Genomic DNA, 18,670 nt, shown 5'->3' on the forward strand with positions numbered 1-18,670 from the left:
CGCCCCATGATACAGATCAGCAATCTCTCCCTCCCCGTGGGCGGCGGGGAGGATCAGCTGCGCAAGCGCGCCGCCCGCGTCCTGAATCTGCGCCCCGAGGACATCGGGGAGCTCCGGCTCATCCGCCAGTCCATTGACGCCCGGAAAAAGAACGACGTCCATCTGGTCTGCACCGTCCAGGTGGCGGTGGACCGGGAGGAGAAGGTCCTCAGCCGCTGCAAGTCCAAGCAGGTCTCCAAGGTAGAGCGGAAGCCCTACCGCTTCCCGCCGGTGCTGCGCCGCTCCTCCCTGCCGCCGGTGGTGGTGGGGATGGGGCCGGCCGGACTCTTTGCCGCCCTCTATCTGGCCCGGGCCGGAATCCCCTGCATCGTGCTGGAGCGGGGCCGGAACGTGGACGAGCGCGCCGCGGATGTGGAGCATTTCTGGCGCACCGGCGCCCTCTCCCGCACCTCCAACGTGCAGTTCGGGGAGGGGGGCGCGGGCACCTTCTCGGATGGCAAGCTCACCACCGGCACCCATGACAGCCGCATCGGCACCGTGCTGGACACCCTGGTGGGGGCGGGCGCGCCCGCCGACGTGGCCTGGAGCCACAAGCCCCACATCGGCACCGACGTGCTCCGCCAGGTGGTCAAAGCCATCCGGCTGGAGCTCATCCGCCTGGGCTGCGACGTGCGCTTTGAGAGCCAGCTCACCGCCATTCAAACGGAGGAGGGAGCGGTCCGCTCCATCACCGTCACCACGGACACGGGCAATTATGACCTCCCCTGCGATTCCCTCATCCTGGCCCCCGGCCATTCGGCCCGGGACACCTTCGCCATGCTCCACGCCATGGATCTGCCCATGGAGCAGAAGAACTTTGCCATCGGCGTGCGCATTGAGCACCGGCAGCGGGACATCAGCGCCGCCCAGTTCGGGGACTATTGGAAGGACCTGCCCCCGGCCGACTACAAGCTCTCCTGTCACCTTCCCTCGGGGCGCAGTGCCTTCACCTTCTGTGTCTGCCCCGGCGGAGAGGTGGTGGCCGCCGCCTCGGACTACGGCCAGGTGGTCACCAACGGCATGAGCCATCGGGCCCGGGACGGGGAGAACATCAATGGCGGCTTCCTGGTGGGTGTGGGGCCCGAGGATTTCCCCGGGGACGATCCCCTGGCCGGGGTCCGCTTCCAGGAGGCCTGGGAGCTGGCGGCCTGGGAGCTGGGGACGGGCGGCGCGGCCCCTCGCTGGCAGAAAGACGCCCCCCTTTTCCACGCCCCCGCGCAGACCGTGGGCGATTTCCTGGCGGGACGCCCCTCCCAGGGGCCCGGTCAGGTGCAGCCCACCTATCGCCCCGGGGTCACCTGGAGCGACCTCACCCGCTGCCTCCCGGCCTATGTGACCGACACCCTGCGGGAGGCCCTCCCCATTTTTGACCGGAAGGTGCATGGATTTGCCGCCCCGGACGCCGTCCTCACCGGCGTGGAGACCCGCTCCTCCTCCCCCGTGCGCATCCTGCGGGGGGAGGATCTCCAGTCCACCGGCCTTCGGGGGCTCTACCCCTGCGGAGAGGGCGCGGGATACGCCGGTGGCATCATGTCGGCCGCCGTGGACGGAGTGCGGGTGGCCGAAGCAGTGGCCACCCGTCCCTGACGGGCTGTCCACTCCCCTTTCCCGGCAAGCACAGTGCAAAAGGAGGCGTTTCCTGTTTTGAAGCGGGACCACACACTCTATTTCCGTCTGTTCTCCTCCACCTTTCTGCTCAGCGCCTTTACCTTCGGCGGGGGCTATGTCATCGTTCCCCTGATGAAGCAGAAGTTTGTGGACCAGCTCCACTGGCTGGAGGAGCAGGAGATGCTGGACCTCACCGCCATCGCCCAGTCTGCACCCGGCCCCATCGCGGTCAACGCCGCCATCCTGCTGGGGTACCGGGTGGGCGGGCCGCTGGGGGCCGCCCTCTCCATCCTTGGGACCATTCTGCCGCCCTTTCTCATCCTGTCGGTGGTCTCGCTCTTTTACACCGCCTTCCGGGAAAACCGGGTGGTGGCCGCCGTCCTCAAGGGGATGCAGGCCGGTGTGTCCGCCGTCATCGCCAGTGTGGTGGTGGACATGGGCGGGGACATCCTGCGGCGGCGGGAATGGCTTCCCACCGCCATCATGGCGGGCTCCTTTCTGGTGACCCTGCTCTGGGACGGGCTCAATGTGGCCTGGATCCTTCTGGTCTGCGCGCTTCTGGGCATCACCGCCACCTTTGCCGCCCAGCGCCGGAAGGAGGGTTCGCCTTGATCCTGATCCAGCTCTTTTTCAGCTTTCTCCAGATCGGGCTCTTCAGCTTCGGCGGAGGATATGCCGCCCTTCCCCTCATCCAGACCCAGGTGGTGGACGTCCACCACTGGCTGGATATGGCGGAGCTCACCGATCTCATCACCATCTCCCAGATGACCCCGGGGCCCATTGCCATCAATGCCGCTACCTTTGTGGGCACCCAGATCGCCGGGCCCCTGGGGGCTATTGTGGCTACCCTGGGCTGTGTCTTCCCCTCCTGCGTCATTGTCTCCCTGCTGGCCTGGGTCTACTACCGGTACCGGAGTCTCACCGCCATCCAGGGGGCCCTGTACGGCCTGCGTCCGGCCATCGTGTCCCTCATCGCCTCGGCGGGACTCTCTCTGGTCATAACCGCCTTTTGGGGAACGGAGGGCTTTGCGCCCGTCCTTCCCGATCTTGTGGCGGTAGGGCTCTTTGTGGGAGCCTTCGCCGTGCTGCGCCGCTGGAAGTGTGACCCGGTTGTGGTCATGCTGGGCTGCGGCATACTGGGGGGCATCCTCTATCTGTTTCTCCCCGGTCTGGGATAAGAAAAACGGTCACAGAAAAGGCAAAAGTCCTTTTCTGTGACCGTTCTTTTTTCTTATCCAATCAGAAGAGATCCCGCTTCTTCAGAATGACCGCCACAATGCCGATGATGACCGCGGTAACCGTCAGGGGGAACCACCAGAACTGCGCCAGCGGCAATCCGCTCCCCTCGATATTCATGCCGTAGAAGCTGAAGACGATATTGGGTACCGTCAGCAGAATGGTAATGGAGGTGAGCACCTTCATGATGACGTTCAGGTTGTTGGAGATGACGCTGGCAAAGGCGTCCATCATGCCCGAGATGATGGACGAGTAGATGTTGGCCATCTCGATGGCCTGACGCACCTCGATGAGCACGTCCTCCAGCAGGTCGTGATCCTCCTCGTAGAGGGTGATGATCCGTCCGCGGAGGATCTTCTCCAGGGTGACCTCGTTGGCCTTCAGAGAGGTATTGAAGTAGACCAGTGACTTCTCCAAATCCAGCAGCTGGATCAGCTCCTTGTTCCGCTGGGATTTGTAGAGCTGCCGCTCCATGTAGTTGTAGATCTTGTCGATCTGCTTGAGGTACTGGAGGAAGCGCTTGGCCACCCGCAGCAGCATATAGAGGATAAAGCTGGTCCGCTTCTGGGTCTCGGCATTGCGCACCAGACCGTCCTGGAAATCCTTGATGATGGAGGATTCCTTCAGGCAGACGGTGATGATATGCTTCTCCGTGACGATGATGCCCAGAGGGAGGGTGGAGTACACCACCGCGTCGTCCTTCTCGACGGCGGGCACGTCGATGATCAGGAGGGTCTGCCCGTCCTCCGTGTCGATACGGGAGGTCTCCTCCTCATCCAGTGCGGCCCGGAGGAAGGTGGGTTCCACGCCCAGCGTGGCAGCCACCGTGTTGAGTTCGTCCTCGCTGGGATAGGTCAGATTGACCCAGCATCCGTCCTGGATGGTATCCAGCTTTGTCATTTTCCCGTCAATGGTCTTGTGGATCGAGAGCAAAAAAATCACGCCTTTCCCGGCGGATGGGGTCTGTATCAACAGACAAATTCACCCGCGCGTCTGTGTTTTCGTTTCGTTTCCTGCACCCGGATAAGCGCAAGAATACCACGGCTGCACAGACAGCACGGAAAAAAGGCTCCGGCTCAGGCTCTGCGCGCCGCTGGTTGGATCTCGTTGTTCCGTTTTCGACTCCAAGGGTCGCTGCTCACGGCGCATATCACTCCTTCGCTGGCCAAGCTGATCTGCGGATCTCACTCCGCGAAGGGACCGGCCGAACAAAACCGGTCACCTTGCCATGGGGACGGCATGTCCGCCTGTCCCGTACGCTTCATTATACCTCCCGCCGCGCCCGAATGCAAGGACAAAAAATGCGGCCCCGGATCACCGGGGCCGCATGGCAGAATCAGTGCTTCTGATTAAAGATTTTGAAGATATCGTCCCAGCCGTCATCGGTCATACCGGTGCTCTCACCGGCCGCAGGAGCCGGCGCGCTGGACACGGAGGAGGACACGCTCTGAGACACCGGAGCGGCGCTCACCGGGGCGGACTCCTCCTTCTTCTCCGGAGCGGAGAAGGGCTTGTTGGAGAGGGCGCCGGGGTAGTTGTCCTCGAAACCGGTGGCGATCACGGTGATCCGGATCTCATCCTCCATGTTCTCATCGAAGGTGGTACCGAAGATGATGTTGGCGTCGGGATGGACAGCCTGGCTGACCAGACCGGCGGCGGCGTCCACTTCCTCCAGGCTCATGTCCATGGAACCGGTGAAGTTGATGAGCACGCCCTTGGCCCCGTCGATGGAGGTCTCCAGCAGGGGGCTGGAAATGGCCATCTTGGCGGCCTCCTCGGCCTTGTTCTTGCCGGCGGCCCGGCCCACGCCCATGTGGGCCATGCCGGCGTCCTTCATAACGGCGGACACATCGGCAAAGTCCAGGTTGATGAGGCCGGTCTTCTTGATGAGGTCGGAGATGGACTGCACCGCCTGGCGGAGCACGTCGTCCGCGATCTGGAAGGCGTTGAGGAAGGTGATCTTCTGGTCGGTGGCGTATTTCAGACGCTCATTGGGGATGATGACCAGGCTGTCCACCTTGTCCCGCAGGTCCTCGATGCCCTTTTCCGCCTGCATCATGCGGCGGCGGCCCTCAAAGTTGAAGGGCTTGGTCACCACGCCCACGGTGAGGATACCCATCTCCTTGGCCACATCGGCCACGATGGGAGCGGCGCCGGTACCCGTACCGCCGCCCATACCGGCGGTGATGAACACCATGTCGGTATTCTCCAGCGTCTTGGAGATCTGGGCCCGGCTCTCCTCCGCGGCCTTGCGGCCCTTCTCGGGATCGGCACCTGCGCCCCGGCCGCCGGTCAGCTTCTCACCCAGCTGCACCTTGTAGGTGGCGCGGGACACATCCAGAAAGGGCTTGTCCGTATTGGCCGCAATGAAGTCCACGCCCTCCATACCGGTCTCGATCATCCGGTTTACCACGTTATTTCCGCCGCCGCCTACACCGATTACCTTAATGGTAACTACGCTGTCCGGCCCGGTATCCAGTCCAAATGGCATATCTGCTCCTCCTAAGTAAAACAATTCGACTCTATAAAAGTAAAAATCTGCTATTTAGTGCCGTCGAACGGCTCAGAATCAATATCTTGGTTTATTTTATCGCTCTTTTGCCTGTTGGTCAATAGCTCACGCCGGATTTCTGCAAAGTTTTGGAACATGCGGGTGCCGAACACCACCACGGCCGCCAGATAGAGGGGGATCCCCATCTTCTGTCCCAGCCAGGCCAGAAAGACCGCGATGAGGGTATTTCCAATGGCGCCGGAGAGAAAGATCCCCAGTTTGAAGTGGCCCTTGATGCGGGCATTGCAGCCGCCAAAGGCCGAGTCCAGCGCGCCCAGCAGACCTGCCGCCACATAGAGGGAGGAGGAGGCCGGGAAGGTCCAGGGGCACAGCCACCCCAGCAGAAGGCCCACCGCGAGGCCGATGAATTCCAGTTTCAGCATCAGCCCTCACTCCCTTCTTCCCCGGTGGCCGTGGGGGTACTCAGATAATCGGTGGGGATGGTCCCGGTATACTTCTCGATCAGGAGCTTTTCACTCATCTGTACCGTGACGTTGATCTTCCACTGGCTGAGCACATCCACCACGCCGCCCCGCATGGTCAGCGCGTTGTAGAGGGTGGTGGGATCGCCGATGGCATAGATGATGAAGGGGGCGGCAAAGCGCTTTCCGTTGACCATGACCACCGAGCCGGCACAGCGGACCTCACTGGTGGAGAGGATGCGCTCTCCATTGAAGGAGATGGCCTGGGCCCCCGCGTCCCGCAGCTCGTTGATGACCGAGAGCAGGTCGCTGTCATGGATGAGATAGTCGGCCTCATCCCCGGTGGTGTTTTCCGCCTTGGAGTCGCTCAGGATGACGGATACCCCCGGTCCCTCCACGTCGGTCAGCCCCGCCACCATGGACAGATACTCCACCTCCGCCTTGAGGGCGGCACTGCTCTCTCCGGAGACCGCCGCGTCCCGGTACTGCTCCAGCTCTTTCTGCGTCTCCTCCAGACGGCTCTTCAATCCGTCCCGCTCGGTGGTCAGATCGTTATAGAGCTCCTGAAGGGTCTCCAGACGGCCGGCACTGGTGGCGTCCAGCGCCGTATTGAGCTTGACGCTCTTGAGCTGGACCGCCAGCAGAAATCCCAGGACGGCAAAGGCCGCCACCACCGCGAACTCTCCGCGTTTGCGTCTCTTTGGCATATTTTCCTCCTTCTACCCCGACCGTTGGGGACAAGCTGATTTAAGCCTCCGGCGCGGGGCTTGGGCTGGGCGAGGGCGAGGCCGTGCTCTCCTCCCCGGTGGAGGAGCTCTCCGTCTCATCCCCCGGCATCCAGCGCTGGGCCAACAGCCAGGCCTTGTTTCCCTCGGAGGGGAGGTGCAGCGTACCGCTCACCGTTCCGTTTCGGGCGCTCAATTCTTCCAGCGCCCGCTGGAGCCGCCAGGTCTGGTTCCCAAAGTCGTCAAAGAGGGGCATCTCCACCGTGAGGGTCCCCCCGTAGCCAAACCGCACCACATTCTCCGCGGTCAGGTCGATAAACTCGGTCACCTGTCCGGCCATTCCTCTGGCCTGGAGGGCATTGAAGAGGGCCATAAGGCTCTCCAGCTTCTTTTGCTGCTCCTCGCCCACGGCCAGCTTGCCTCCCACCGCCGGGGAGAGCGGGTCGAGTCCGGTCAGCACCGCCCGTCCCTGGGCCAGAGAGGCATCTCCCTGCTCCAGCAGTTTTCCGCGTACATCCAGCAGCCACCAGTTCCCTCCGCTCTCCAGTACGGCCACCGGGGTGCTCTCGGTCACCTTGAGCACCAGCGTATCGGGCAGCTTACGGCTGATGGTGATTTCATCCACATAGGGGAGCTGTGTCAATACCTTGTGGGCCATGTCGAACTTGTTGAGCTGGAAGAGGTTTTCCCCCTGTTCCACGCCGGTAGCAGCGATGATCTCCGCCTCGGAATAGCGGGTCTCCCCCACCACCACGATCTCATTGACCCGGAAAAAGACGATACAGCCCGTGACGATGGCAGCCAGGATGAGAAAAAAGGACAGCACTTTATAGAGGATGCCGAAGCGTCCCCGTCTGCGCCTTCCCCGTCGTTTTCTTCTCGCCGCCATTTGTCTGTCCTCCGCTGTTCTTCTCCTTGGTAAGCCCCGCCCCGGGAGCATCGTCCACTCCCGGGGATCTCCCGTTCCGGTCTGCTACCGGCCGACCAATGCGGACGGCTCGGACTCCTCTTCCGCTCCGCCGCGGGTGATCTGGGCCCCCAGTTCGCCCAGGGCCTCTTCCAGGTGCCAATAGCCCCGGTCCAGATGCTTGAGACCCGTGATGACACTGCGTCCCTCGGCCGCCAGAGCGGCCACCACCAGCGCGGCTCCGCCCCGCAGATCGGCGGCCTCCACGGCCGCGCCGTGGAGCTCGGGCACGCCGCACACCACGGCCACCCGGCCCTCCACCCGGATATCGGCTCCCATCCGGGCCAATTCGTCCACATGGCGGTACCGGCTCTCAAAAATATTCTCCACAAAGAGGGTAGTCCCCTTTCCCTTGCAGAGGGCCGCCATCAGCGGGGGCTGGGCGTCGGTGGGAAAGCCGGGATAGGGGGCGGTATGGATGGGGCGGCTCCCAAAGAGGGGGGCGTCGCTGCTCAGGCAGACGGCATCCCGCTGGCTGACCACCCGGCAGCCAGCCTCCGCCAGGACCGACGTCACGGTGGAGATGTGCCGGGGGTCCACTCCGGTCACCGTCACTTCGCCTCCGGCCGCCGCAGCCGCCGCCAGATATGTACAGGCCACGATCCGGTCCCCCATGACGGTATATTCCCCGCCGTGCAGGGGCCGGCCGCCCTCGATCACCACCATGGAGGTCCCCGCGCCCCGCACACTGGCGCCCATGGCCGTGAGGAAGCCCTGGAGATCCACGATCTCCGGTTCCCGGGCCGCATTGCACAAAATAGTGGTCCCGGGCGCCGCCACCGCCGCCAGCATGGCGTTCTCGGTGGCCCCTACGCTGGGACGGGCAAAGATCACTTCCCGGCCCTTCAGCGCACCCCGGCAGTACAGGCGTCCGCCCCGCTCCTCGATCTCTCCCCCCAGGGTACGAATGGCCTTGAGGTGCAGGTCGATGGGACGGGGTCCCAGCTCACACCCGCCCGGAAAGGAGAGGTCGGCCTCCCCCATCCGTCCCAGGATGGCCCCCAGGAAGATCACGGAGGAGCGCATCTCCCGCATCAGGGCGTGGGGAACGTCCCAGCGTACCGGGGCCGTGGCGTCCACCGTCACGGTGGTCCCCTCCTGGGTGACCCGGCAGCCCAGATGGCGCAGGATCTCCAGAGAGGCCGTCACATCGGACAGGGGCGGGCAGTTATGGATCACACTGGTCCCAGGCGCCAGAATGGCGGCAGCCAGGATGGGAAGGGCGCTGTTCTTCGCCCCATGGACGCGGACTGTGCCGCTCAGCGGCCGTCCGCCTTCAACGATCAAAGCACTCATGGATTCCGTCCTCCGCAACATTGGTTTGTTGGTTTTACAAACCATCCTATGCAGAGCGGAACCATCGGTGAAAAACCTTATTTCCGCGTCAGAGCCAGAAGGGTCTTGTAGATCTGCTCGCTGGCATCGGGCACCGCCATGTGCCGCAGGGCCTCTCCCATGGCGTCCCGCTTCTCCTTGTGGGTGAGCAGATCGGCGGTGATCTCATAGAGCTTCTGGCCGGAGGACTCCTTCTCCGGCAGCAGCACGGCGCCGCCCGCCTCGGAGAGGACCCGGGCGTTCTTGGTCTGATGGTCGGCCACCACGTTGGGCGAGGGGACCAGCACCGACGGCTTGGCGATGGCGGTCAGCTCCGAAATGGTGGAGGCTCCCGCCCGGCAGAGCACCAGGTCGGCCGCCGCCATGACCACCGGCATGTCGTAGATATACTCCCGCACGTCGATGGAGGGGTGATCCTTCAGATCCACACCCAGCTCCTTCAGCGCGGCGCACACGTTCTTATAATCCCGGCCCGCGCCGTGGATGTGATGGAAGGGCTCCCCGGCCTTGCACTCCAGGGCGATGAAGTCGGCCATCTGCCGGTTCATCACCGACGCGCCCAGGCTGCCCCAGACCGAGACCACCACCGGCCGCTCGTCGGTGATGCCCAGCTTGGCACGGGCCTCCTTGCGGGTGTACTGGAAAAAGTCTCCCCGCACCGGGGTCCCGGTGACCACGACCTTCTCCGGGCAGTCGTAGTGGCTGCGGCTCTCCTCAAAGCCCACCATCACCTGATCCACCACCTTGGACAGGGCCTTGGTGGTCAGGCCGGGCACCGCGTTGGACTCGTGGACCGCAGTTGGAATCCCCTTGGCCGCCGCCGCGTTCACGATAGGATAGGAGGCATAGCCACCTGTCCCCACCACCAGATCGGGCTGAAATTCCTTCAGGATCCGCTGGGCCTGCTTCTTGGAGCGGCCCATGTTGACCACAGTCTTCAGGTTGTGTCCGATGGCCGCGGGGGTAAAGGAGCGGCGGAAGTTGGTGATGGTCACCGTGCGCAGATCATAGCCCTCCTTGGGCACCAGACGGGTCTCCATGCCGCCGTCCGCCCCCACGAAGAGCACCTTGCAGTCCGGGTCCCGGAGCTGAAAAAGCCGGGCCAGCGCCACAGCGGGATTGATGTGTCCGGCCGTGCCGCCACAGGTAAAGAGTACGTTCATCTTTCTCACAACCTTCTTGATTCTCTGTATCTTGCACCGGTGCTATCCCTGCTTGGCTGCCGGGATCTGACGGGATACGCTCAATACCATCCCCATCTCGGCCAGCTGGATCATCAGGGCGGTGCCGCCGTAACTGAAAAATGGGAGAGAAATGCCTGTGGTGGGAATGAGGTTGGTCACCACCGCGATGTTCAGAAACACCTGTCCGGCCAGCAGCGTCATGATACCCACCACCAGCAGCGCGCCGAACCGGTCCCGGGCGTGGATGGCGATCCAGAAGCCCCGGATGATGAGCAGCGCGAAGAGGAAGAGGATCACGCAGGCCCCCACCAGACCCAGCTCCTCACAGACCACCGCAAAAATGAAGTCATTCTCCGGCTCGGGCAGGAAATCGAATTTCTGCCGGCTCTTGCCCAGGCCCACGCCCAGCAGGCCGCCGGAGCCGATGGAGAGCAGGGACTGGATGATCTGGAAGCCGTCCCCCCGTCCGTTCATGCCGTCGTTCCAGGGGTCTCTCCAGATCTTGATACGGGTGGACTGATAGCCGCTCATCATCAGCAGGAGCAGCCCGGCCAGGCCGGCCGCGCCGCCCACGAACCAGTAGAGCTTGATTCCCGCCGCAAAGAGCACCGCCGCGCCGCCCAGCATGATGAGGATGGTACCCGACATGTGGGGCTCCAGCATCATAAGCACCGCGATGGAGAGCAGGATGGCCCCATAGGGCACCAGCTCCAGAAAACCGGTCCGCTGCAGCGCAGTGAGGGGACCGCTCCAGTAGGAGCGGGGATTGATCCGCCGGGGTTTTTCCGTGTTGCGCTTACAGAGCCGGGCGGAAAAATACATGATAACACCGATCTTGGCCACCTCAGAGGGCTGAAAATTGATGGGGCCGATCTGAATCCACCGCTGGGCGCCCACCGTGGCCTTACCAAAGCCCAGCGGGGTAAAGACCAGCAGCAGCAGCACATAGGCCGCGCCCAGCACAAAGACCGACATCCAGCGGAAGGACTGATAGTTGATCTTGGTGACCACATACATGGCCACCAGTCCCGCCACCGCAAAGCCCGCCTGCTTGACAAAATAATAGGTAGGGTTATTGTGGGCCGTCTTGGCGTCATAGAGCGCCGTGGCATAGGAGGCGGAAAAGACCATGACCACGCCGATCACGGTCAGCATGACCACCAACATCAGAAAGGGCAGGTCCACCGGCCCGCGGGCCAGCTGTTCCTCCACGGTCAGGTCTCGCTTGTGTTTCCGCGCCAAAGAATCGCCTCCTTGCTCTTGGCCCCGCCCGGACTTCCGGGCAGATTATACGGGAAAACGGTTGGCCACACCCAGGTAGGCCAGCACACAGAATACCACGGTCACGCTGGTAAAGACCACCACCAGCTTGACCTCGCTCCAGCCGCCCATCTCAAAGTGGTGATGGAGGGGCGCCATGCGGAAGATCCGCTTGCCATGGGTGGCTTTGAAATAGGTGACCTGGATGATGTCGGAGAGGGTCTCCGCGATGTAGATGATCCCCACCAGGATCAGGATCAGGGGCATATCCAGCGCGAAGGCCAGGCCGCACACCATGCCGCCCATGAAGAGGGAGCCGGTGTCGCCCATAAAGACCTTGGCCGGGTGGAAGTTATAGATCAGGAAGCCCAGCAGTCCGCCCACCAGGGCGCCGGAGACCACACCGATCTCCCCGCGGTCCCACTGGACCGCCACAATGGTGAAGAACATGGCCACCGGCACGGTGACACTGCTGGACAGGCCGTCGATTCCGTCCGTGATATTCACGGCATTGACCGTGCCCACCATGACAAAGGCGGCAAAGACCATATAGACCACCCAGGGCAGCTGGAAGGTCACGTTGACAAAGGGGATGTAGAGATCGGGGCTCAGGTACCCCTCATTGCGCAGCAGGATGGTAAACACAATGGCAGCCGCCAGCTGAAGGAGGAACTTGGGTCCGGCGGTGAGTCCGGTGTTCTCCTTCTTCTTTACCTTCATATAGTCGTCCAGAAAGCCGATGGCGCCGAACACCAGCGCAAACAGATAGGTATACAGACCGCCCAGACGGCCCGCCATCAGGTCCTTCCAGCCGATGACCACCAGCACCACCGCGATGGCGATGATAAACATCAGTCCGCCCATGGTGGGGGTCCCCTGCTTGGTCATGTGCCAGGTGGGACCGATCTCCTTGATGGCCTGCCCCGCCTTCAGCCGGCGCAGAACCGGGATCAGCAGCCGGCCCGCCACGGCGGACACCACGAATCCCAGAAGGATGCTCAGGACAATACTCAAATCCATTCTTTTGAACCTCCGTACCTCTTTGTAATAAACCTGGATTCACTCACAAAGACGTATTTTATCACACACACGCTGGTATTTCCACCAAAAGGGCGGAGAAATATGTCACGAAATATCCCGCCCCGCAGCGGGGTTCTCTCCCCCTTTTGCCATGGCGGCCACCGCCGGGGCATCCGGGGGGAAGCAGGAGGCCACCTCCTCCCGCTCATCCAGGTGGAAGCGGATGCCCCCCACCTCCTGGTAGGTCTCATGTCCTTTCCCGGCCAGGACCACGGTGTCCCCCGTCCGGGCCAGGGAGAGGGCCAGCCGGATGGCCCTGCGCCGGTCGGGCTCCACCCGCCAGGGGGCTCCGGATGGGTCCATGCCCCGGAGGATGTCATAGATGATCTCCATGGGCTCCTCCGAGCGGGGATTATCCGAGGTCACCACCGCCAGATCCGCCAGGGCCGAGACCACCGCTCCCATCTTGGGGCGCTTGGCCCGGTCCCGGTCTCCCCCGCAGCCGAAGAGACAGATCACCCGTCCCGCCGTAAAATCCCGCACCGTGGTGAGGATGTTCTCCAGGGCATCCGGGGTGTGGGCGTAGTCGATGAGGACGGTGTAGTCGGTGGGGGTGGGCACCACCTCGATGCGGCCCTTGACCCCCTGGGCGTGTTCCAGCGCCTGGGCGATCCCGTCCAGGGGAAGCCCCAGGACCAAGCCGCATCCGATGACGCCCAGGGCATTGTAAATGGTGAATCCGCCCGGGATAGGCAGATGAACCCGGGAAATTCCGCCCCGGATCACCGCCTCAAACTCCACATGTCCCGGGAAAAGCCGGATACACTTGGCCGTCAGGTCGGCGCTGTCCTTATTTTCCGAATAGGTGTAGCAGGGACAGGGGGCTGTGGCGGCGTAATACCGCCCGGCCTCATCGTCCAGATTGACCACCGCCCGCTCACACTGCCGGAAGAGCAGGCCCTTGGCCGCCCGATATGCCTCCATGGTCCCATGGAAGTCCAGGTGATCCTGGGTGAGATTGGTGAAGATCCCCACTGCAAAGGAGATCCCCGCCACCCGCTGGAGGACCAGCCCGTGGGAAGAGACCTCCATCACCACATGGCTGCATCCGGCGTCTGCCATCTCCCGCAGGAGCTTCTGGACCTCCCAACTCTCCGGCGTGGTGCGCTGGGCCGGCAGGCTCTCCCCGCCGATCATATTCCGGTTGGTGCCGATGAGCCCCACCCGGGCCCCCAGTACCTCCTCCAGAACTTCCTTGAGCAGATACGTGGTGGTGGTCTTGCCATTGGTCCCGGTGACGCCGATCACGGTCAGCTCCCGGGCCGGGTGCCCAAACCAGTTGGCCGAGAGTGCGGCCAGGGCCGCGCGGGCGTCGGGCACCGTGATCCACGGTCCCTCCCCCTCCGGCGGGTGCTCACACACCACACAGGAGGCCCCCCGCTCCACCGCTTCCCAAATGAACCGGTGTCCGTCGGTACGGCTGCCCGGCAGAGCCACAAAGAGCTCCCCCGGCTGCAGCGTCCTGGAATCGTAACAAATTCCTGAAATTTCCATTTTAGAGTCAAGCGACGCCCCCAAAGGGGCGACGCCGGCCAGAAGCTGGCGTAATCTCATACTGTCACCCCTTTGGGTTTGTCGCTTCCATTCACTCTATGTATGGATTCTCTCTAAAATGTCTGTGAGATCTATTTTTTATCTATGGTTTGGTATCGGGTCAGATGCCGGTCCCGGCACCGCCGCTGGCGGTGCTCTGGATAAAGTGGACCTCCACCACGGTGCCCCGCTCCACCTGGGTCCCGGCCGTGATGGTCTGGCTCTCCGCCTTTACATCGCTGCCCACGGTGAGACCGGTGGATTTGAGGTAGAGTCCCGCATTGGTCATGGCGGTCTGGGCCTGCTCCCGGTTCATTCCCACCACATTGGGCACCGTCACCTTGTCGGTGGGCTTCTCCACGCCCATGTATAGGATGACCTGGCTTCCGCCCGGGATGGCCACACCCTGGGCCGGGATCTGGGCGGTGACGGTATCGCCCTCTCCTTCCACGCGCACATCCAGTCCGCTCTCCTTGAGGCGGGCTGTCGCGTTGGCCTGGGTCATGCCCAGCACGGAGGGCACCACCATATCCATGGCCGCCTTCTCCTCTTCCGTATACTGCTTGGCGACTCCCATATAGTCCAGGATATCAGTGAGCAGTTTGCCCGCCTGGGGGGCCGCCATGCTGCCGCCGCTGATGTACCAGCCGCCGGCCGTGGTGTTGGCGCCGGGAGCCACCGGCTTGGGGTTGTCATAGGCCAGCAGAACGATGACCTGGGGATCGTCCGCCGGGGCAAAGCCCAGGAAGGACACGATGGTGTGGTCCTTCTCCTCGGTCTCAGAGGAGCCGGTCTTTCCGCCGATCCGGTAGCCTGCCACATAGGCGCCCTTACCAGTGCCCGGCGGCTTGACCACGCCCTCCAGAATGGAGCGGCAGCGCTCGCTGGTCTGCTCGCTGATGACCTGCCGCACCTCGGTGGGCTCGGTATGCTGGAGGATGTTCCCGTTGGCGTCGGTGATGCTCTCCATCACATAGGGCTTCATCAGGTGTCCCCCGTTGACCACCGAGGCCGCCGCCGTCAGAAGCTGGATGGGGGTCACCTTGAACCGCTGTCCAAAGGAGGCCGTGGCCAGGTTGGTGATACCGTTGGCGCTGGTAAAGAGGTCCTCGGACCAGAACACGCTGTAATTAGGCTCTCCCATCATGTCGATGCCGGTCTGGGAGAGGAACCCGAAGTCCTCCACATACTCATAGAACTTCTCCGCCCCCAGCCGCTGCCCGATGGCGATGAACGCCGGGTTGCAGGAGTTGGCCACCGCCTGGGCCAGGGTCTGGGTCCCATGCCCCGTCCGCTTGGAACACTTGATGGTCCGGTCGGCCACGGTGGCCGATCCGGTACAGACAAAGGTGTCGCTCTCGCTGACCACGCCCTCCTCCAGGGCGGCGGCCAGCACCATGGATTTAAAGGTAGAGCCCGGCTCATAGGGCTCGTTGATGGCCTTGTTGCTCCACTGCTCATAGAGCAGCTCCGTGCTCTGTTTGGAGCGCTCCTCGTCGCTCAGGCTGGAATCGTTCTTGATGGCGTCCAGCTTGGCGGAGAGCACCGGGTCGCTGATGGTGCGGGGATTGTTCAGGTCATAGGTGGGCGAGTTGGCCCAGGCCAGGATGGCCCCGGTCTTGGGGTCCATGGCGATGGCAAATCCTCCGTCCTGCACCTCAAATTTCTCGATACCCTCAGCCAGCACCCGCTCGCAGTAGTACTGGATGGTGGCGTCGATGGTCAGGTGGAGGTCGTTGCCGTCAATGGCGTCCTCATAGTCCTCATACCGGTAGAGCATCTGGGTTCCCCGGCCATTCTTGGCGGTGACCACACGGCCCACCTTGCCGCCCAGCTCCTCGTCATAGATGGCCTCCATGCCGTAGGCGCCGTGGCTGACCGTGTTGTTCTCATAGTTGACCCAGCCGATGACCTGGGCCGCCAGGCTGTTGTTGGGGTAGTAGCGCTTGGAGCTGGGCTGGACATAGATGCCCTCGGAGAGGCCGTTTTCCGAGGCATAGCTCCGGACCTGGTCGGCCACATCCCGCTCCACCTGGGACTTGATGACCTCATAGGCCGAGTTGGTCTTGGCCAGGCGCTTGAGGATCTCCTCCTGCCCCACCCCCAGAATGGCGGAGAGATTCTCCGCAATGGACTCATTCGTGGGCTCCGGATAGTCCGGCATGAGCTTTTCCCGCTTCTCCGGGTCGCTCTCTGCCTGGGCCTTTTCCACCTTCTCCCGGTATTCCTGCTGCCGCTCGATGATCTCCCGGGGGGCAAGCTGGATATAATAGGCCTCGGCGCTCATGGCCAGGGGAGAACCCTTGCTGTCATAGATGGTCCCCCGGTTGGCGGTGACGGCCTGGTCCCAGGTCTGCTGATCCAGCGCCTTGGCCTCCAGCTCGTCATGCTGCACGATCTGAATGCTGTAAAGGCGGATAAACAGCGGGATAAAGGCCACCACACCGCACACCACCATCAGGAAGAGGGTGCGCATCAGGATGGTCCGGTTGGCTTTTCGGTCCGGCTGCGGTCGTTTTTTGTCATTTCTCATGCCGTTCTCCTTGATATACTGCATGAGGGCGTAAGAAAAGTGAAATTTTCTTACGCCCTCGCCGGAAGGCTGCCAATCCTGGGCAGCCCGGTTCTCTTTTTTGGGGTCTGCAATGTACTATATGGAAGGACTCAGCGGAAATATTCCACCACTTCGCCCACGATCTCCTGAATGCTCCGGATCACCCCTTCTACCCCTTTCACCGGGGCATCCTCCGTCAGGAACTCAATGGCATCGGGCTCCGAGAGATCCACATAGCAGATCTGACTGTCATCCGGACGGATCATACTGCCGTCCGCCGTGAGCTTCTGCTCAATCTCGCTCAGATCATAGGCCAGGGCATACTCCGCCCGGAGCTGCGCCTCGTCGCTCTGAAGGGTGGTCATTTCCCGCTTGAGAGAGACCACATCGTCCGAGATCTGCGCCAGCTGGACATAGCTCATCAGAAGCAGCACGGCAAACACGGCCACCGCCGCAAAGCCGACCACCGCAAAGATGGAGACACGTCCGGCCTCCCGTACCTGTACCCGGGGGCGGGAGACAGCCCGCTCTCTGGGGCGGACCCGGGGACGGGGCTCCAGTACCTCCGCCCGCTCCAGACGGCGGGCAGCGGAGCCATCATAGGCAGTTCCCGGTATCCTCTGGTACGCAGATCTCGTTTTACGCTTGGCGATTGAGGCCATGGGAACCAACTCCTTTTCTTTCGTAAGGCGATCCCCCGGTTCCGTGGGATCACAATTTCTCCGCCACCCGAAGCTTGGCGCTTCTGGCACGGGGATTCACTTCCAGCTCTTCCGCGCCCGAGACGATGGGCTTACGGCTGACCAGCCGGATCACCGGCTTCTTTCCGCATACGCACACCGGGAAATCCGGCGGGCAGGTGCACCCCTTGGCAAATCCGGCCAGGGCATTTTTCACGATCCGATCTTCCAAAGAGTGGAAGGAGATCACCGCCAGCCGCCCACCGGGCTTGAGCCGGGGCACAGCGCTCTGAAGCATCCGGTCCACCGAGCTGAGCTCATCGTTGACCGCGATGCGGATGGCCTGAAAACACCGCTTGGCGGGGTGCTGCTTTTCCTTAAGGGCCTTACCCGGCATGGCCGAGCGGATCACTTCCACCAGCTCCAGCGTGGTCTCGATGGGCCGCTCTGCCCGGCGGCGCTCAATGGCCGCGGCAATGGGGCCGGCATAGCGCTCCTCCCCGTACTGGGAGAAGATGCGCCGCAGCTCCTCCCGGGGCCACTCGTTGACCACGGTGCGGGCCGTCAGAGTATCGCTCTGATCCATGCGCATGTCCAGCGGAGCGTCCGCCATATAGGAAAAGCCCCGGGACGCGTCGTCCAGCTGCGGGGAGGATACGCCCAAGTCAAAGAGCATTCCATCCACCGCCGGGATCTTCAGCCCGTCCAGAATCGCGTCGATCTCGCAGAAATTGCTATGTACCAGGGAGACCCGGTCCATCCAGGGACCCAGCCGCTCCTGCGCGGCGTCCAGCGCGGCCTGATCCCGGTCCACGCAGATGAGCCGACCGGTGGTCAGGCGCTTTGCGATCTCCCGGGAGTGGCCTGCCCGGCCCAGGGTACCGTCCAGATAGATCCCTTCCGGTTTGATGTCCAGCCCCTCGATGCACTCATGCAGCAGCACAGGAAGGTGGGTAAATTCTGCCATACCGGAGCGGTCTCCTCTCTACGTATCTCTGTATCTTCTCTGCCCGAGCTCAAAGCCCCAGCAGGAGCATGGTCTCCGCCACCTGCTCCGGGGTGAGCTCGCGCTTCTTCTTCTCATTCCAAGCCTGGGCGTCCCAGATCTTGGCCTTGTCATTGTTGCCCACCACGACGATGTCCCGGGTGAGCCCCGCATAGTCCCGCAGATCCTGGGGGATCAGGATCCGCCACTGGCTGTCCGGCTCACACCGGGCGGCGTTGCCGAAGATCACATCCATGGCGGCCGCCTGGCTGCTGGGCAGCTCGGCCACCCGCTCCTGTAAGCGGCGCCAGGTGGCGTCCGGATACATCACCAGGTATTTGCAGATGCCGGCGGCGTCGCGATTGGCGCCCACCGCCACGTGGAAGCTGGGGCCCAGCTCCTCCCGGAGCTTGGCTGGCAGGAACATACGGCCCTTGGCATCCAGGGTATGCTCGTAGGTGCCGGTCATGCTCCGCTCACTCCCCTCACCGGAATGGGATTTTGCTCCCTA

Annotated in this window: 17 protein-coding genes; 3 read left to right on the forward strand and 14 right to left on the reverse strand. The window is 62.9% G+C overall.

Annotated features, from left to right (window positions below):
• The first annotated feature begins 6 nt into the window (after positions 1-6).
• Genes H8S34_RS01070 through H8S34_RS01080 form a run of 3 tightly spaced genes read left to right on the forward strand, consistent with a single transcriptional unit; the run spans position 7 to position 2,825 of the window.
• On the forward strand, positions 7-1,626 hold the full coding sequence (locus tag H8S34_RS01070) for an NAD(P)/FAD-dependent oxidoreductase (RefSeq protein WP_186962812.1): 1,620 nt from the start codon (positions 7-9) through the stop codon (positions 1,624-1,626).
• A 57-nt stretch (positions 1,627-1,683) separates the two neighbouring features.
• Positions 1,684-2,259, forward strand: coding sequence for a chromate transporter (locus H8S34_RS01075; RefSeq protein WP_101693524.1), 576 nt, complete (start codon positions 1,684-1,686; stop codon positions 2,257-2,259).
• Positions 2,256-2,825, forward strand: coding sequence for a chromate transporter (locus H8S34_RS01080; protein ID WP_101693525.1), 570 nt, complete (start codon positions 2,256-2,258; stop codon positions 2,823-2,825). Before H8S34_RS01075 ends, H8S34_RS01080 begins: the two co-directional genes overlap by 4 nt.
• 61 nt (positions 2,826-2,886) lie before the next feature.
• Here H8S34_RS01080 and H8S34_RS01085 read toward each other — a convergent pair whose 3' ends face one another.
• From H8S34_RS01085 to mraZ, 14 genes are all read right to left on the reverse strand, one after another.
• Positions 2,887-3,816 (reverse strand): magnesium transporter CorA family protein, encoded by a 930-nt coding sequence (locus tag H8S34_RS01085; protein WP_180956917.1) that lies wholly within the window; start codon positions 3,814-3,816, stop codon positions 2,887-2,889.
• 403 nt (positions 3,817-4,219) lie between these two features.
• On the reverse strand, positions 4,220-5,374 hold the full coding sequence (gene ftsZ, locus H8S34_RS01090; RefSeq protein ID WP_101693526.1) for a cell division protein FtsZ: 1,155 nt from the start codon (positions 5,372-5,374) through the stop codon (positions 4,220-4,222).
• A gap of 50 nt (positions 5,375-5,424) precedes the next feature.
• The gene (locus H8S34_RS01095; RefSeq protein WP_101693527.1) at positions 5,425-5,817 is read right to left on the reverse strand and encodes a small basic family protein; all 393 of its coding nucleotides are present in this window, start codon (positions 5,815-5,817) and stop codon (positions 5,425-5,427) included.
• On the reverse strand, positions 5,817-6,563 hold the full coding sequence (locus H8S34_RS01100) for a DUF881 domain-containing protein (RefSeq protein ID WP_101693528.1): 747 nt from the start codon (positions 6,561-6,563) through the stop codon (positions 5,817-5,819). The genes H8S34_RS01095 and H8S34_RS01100 overlap by 1 nt, the downstream gene beginning before the upstream one ends.
• Positions 6,564-6,603: 40 nt before the next feature.
• Complete coding sequence (locus tag H8S34_RS01105; RefSeq protein ID WP_180956884.1) at positions 6,604-7,470, reverse strand: cell division protein FtsQ/DivIB; 867 nt, start codon at positions 7,468-7,470, stop codon at positions 6,604-6,606.
• An 84-nt stretch (positions 7,471-7,554) separates the two neighbouring features.
• Entirely contained in the window at positions 7,555-8,844 is a 1,290-nt protein-coding gene (gene murA, locus H8S34_RS01110; protein ID WP_186962813.1) for a UDP-N-acetylglucosamine 1-carboxyvinyltransferase, read from the reverse strand.
• 77 nt (positions 8,845-8,921) lie between these two features.
• Positions 8,922-10,046, reverse strand: coding sequence for an undecaprenyldiphospho-muramoylpentapeptide beta-N-acetylglucosaminyltransferase (gene murG / locus H8S34_RS01115; protein ID WP_101693531.1), 1,125 nt, complete (start codon positions 10,044-10,046; stop codon positions 8,922-8,924).
• 42 nt (positions 10,047-10,088) lie between these two features.
• Positions 10,089-11,309, reverse strand: a complete 1,221-nt coding sequence (locus tag H8S34_RS01120) for an FtsW/RodA/SpoVE family cell cycle protein (RefSeq protein ID WP_243207868.1) — start codon at positions 11,307-11,309, stop codon at positions 10,089-10,091.
• 45 nt (positions 11,310-11,354) lie between these two features.
• Positions 11,355-12,347, reverse strand: coding sequence for a phospho-N-acetylmuramoyl-pentapeptide-transferase (gene mraY / locus H8S34_RS01125; RefSeq protein ID WP_101693532.1), 993 nt, complete (start codon positions 12,345-12,347; stop codon positions 11,355-11,357).
• Positions 12,348-12,452: 105 nt separating this feature from the next.
• Complete coding sequence (locus H8S34_RS01130) at positions 12,453-13,961, reverse strand: UDP-N-acetylmuramoyl-L-alanyl-D-glutamate--2,6-diaminopimelate ligase (protein WP_186962814.1); 1,509 nt, start codon at positions 13,959-13,961, stop codon at positions 12,453-12,455.
• Positions 13,962-14,061: 100 nt separating this feature from the next.
• Entirely contained in the window at positions 14,062-16,497 is a 2,436-nt protein-coding gene (locus H8S34_RS01135; protein ID WP_243207869.1) for a penicillin-binding transpeptidase domain-containing protein, read from the reverse strand.
• 107 nt (positions 16,498-16,604) lie between these two features.
• A complete protein-coding gene (locus H8S34_RS01140; protein WP_186962815.1) occupies positions 16,605-17,156 on the reverse strand; it encodes a hypothetical protein in 552 nt (183 codons plus the stop codon).
• A 49-nt stretch (positions 17,157-17,205) separates the two neighbouring features.
• Entirely contained in the window at positions 17,206-18,141 is a 936-nt protein-coding gene (gene rsmH, locus H8S34_RS01145; protein ID WP_101693535.1) for a 16S rRNA (cytosine(1402)-N(4))-methyltransferase RsmH, read from the reverse strand.
• 49 nt (positions 18,142-18,190) lie between these two features.
• Positions 18,191-18,628: a division/cell wall cluster transcriptional repressor MraZ gene (mraZ, locus tag H8S34_RS01150; protein ID WP_101693536.1), complete on the reverse strand. Its 438-nt coding sequence runs from the start codon at positions 18,626-18,628 to the stop codon at positions 18,191-18,193.
• Between the last annotated feature and the right edge of the window lie 42 nt (positions 18,629-18,670).

This window comes from Pseudoflavonifractor hominis (genome assembly GCF_014288125.1).
Classification (GTDB): domain Bacteria; phylum Bacillota; class Clostridia; order Oscillospirales; family Oscillospiraceae; genus Pseudoflavonifractor_A; species Pseudoflavonifractor_A gallinarum.

What these genes read in the sequence shown, in the direction of transcription:
- H8S34_RS01070 (WP_186962812.1), top strand. Translation starts at nt 7, where the DNA reads ATGATACAGATCAGCAATCTCTCCCTCCCCGTGGGCGGCGGGGAGGAT.
- ftsZ (WP_101693526.1), bottom strand. Translation starts at nt 5,374, where the DNA reads ATGCCATTTGGACTGGATACCGGGCCGGACAGCGTAGTTACCATTAAG.
- H8S34_RS01095 (WP_101693527.1), bottom strand. Translation starts at nt 5,817, where the DNA reads ATGCTGAAACTGGAATTCATCGGCCTCGCGGTGGGCCTTCTGCTGGGG.
- H8S34_RS01100 (WP_101693528.1), bottom strand. Translation starts at nt 6,563, where the DNA reads ATGCCAAAGAGACGCAAACGCGGAGAGTTCGCGGTGGTGGCGGCCTTT.
- H8S34_RS01105 (WP_180956884.1), bottom strand. Translation starts at nt 7,470, where the DNA reads ATGGCGGCGAGAAGAAAACGACGGGGAAGGCGCAGACGGGGACGCTTC.
- murA (WP_186962813.1), bottom strand. Translation starts at nt 8,844, where the DNA reads ATGAGTGCTTTGATCGTTGAAGGCGGACGGCCGCTGAGCGGCACAGTC.
- murG (WP_101693531.1), bottom strand. Translation starts at nt 10,046, where the DNA reads ATGAACGTACTCTTTACCTGTGGCGGCACGGCCGGACACATCAATCCC.
- mraY (WP_101693532.1), bottom strand. Translation starts at nt 12,347, where the DNA reads ATGGATTTGAGTATTGTCCTGAGCATCCTTCTGGGATTCGTGGTGTCC.
- H8S34_RS01130 (WP_186962814.1), bottom strand. Translation starts at nt 13,961, where the DNA reads ATGAGATTACGCCAGCTTCTGGCCGGCGTCGCCCCTTTGGGGGCGTCG.
- H8S34_RS01135 (WP_243207869.1), bottom strand. Translation starts at nt 16,497, where the DNA reads ATGCAGTATATCAAGGAGAACGGCATGAGAAATGACAAAAAACGACCG.
- H8S34_RS01140 (WP_186962815.1), bottom strand. Translation starts at nt 17,156, where the DNA reads ATGGCCTCAATCGCCAAGCGTAAAACGAGATCTGCGTACCAGAGGATA.
- rsmH (WP_101693535.1), bottom strand. Translation starts at nt 18,141, where the DNA reads ATGGCAGAATTTACCCACCTTCCTGTGCTGCTGCATGAGTGCATCGAG.
- mraZ (WP_101693536.1), bottom strand. Translation starts at nt 18,628, where the DNA reads ATGACCGGCACCTACGAGCATACCCTGGATGCCAAGGGCCGTATGTTC.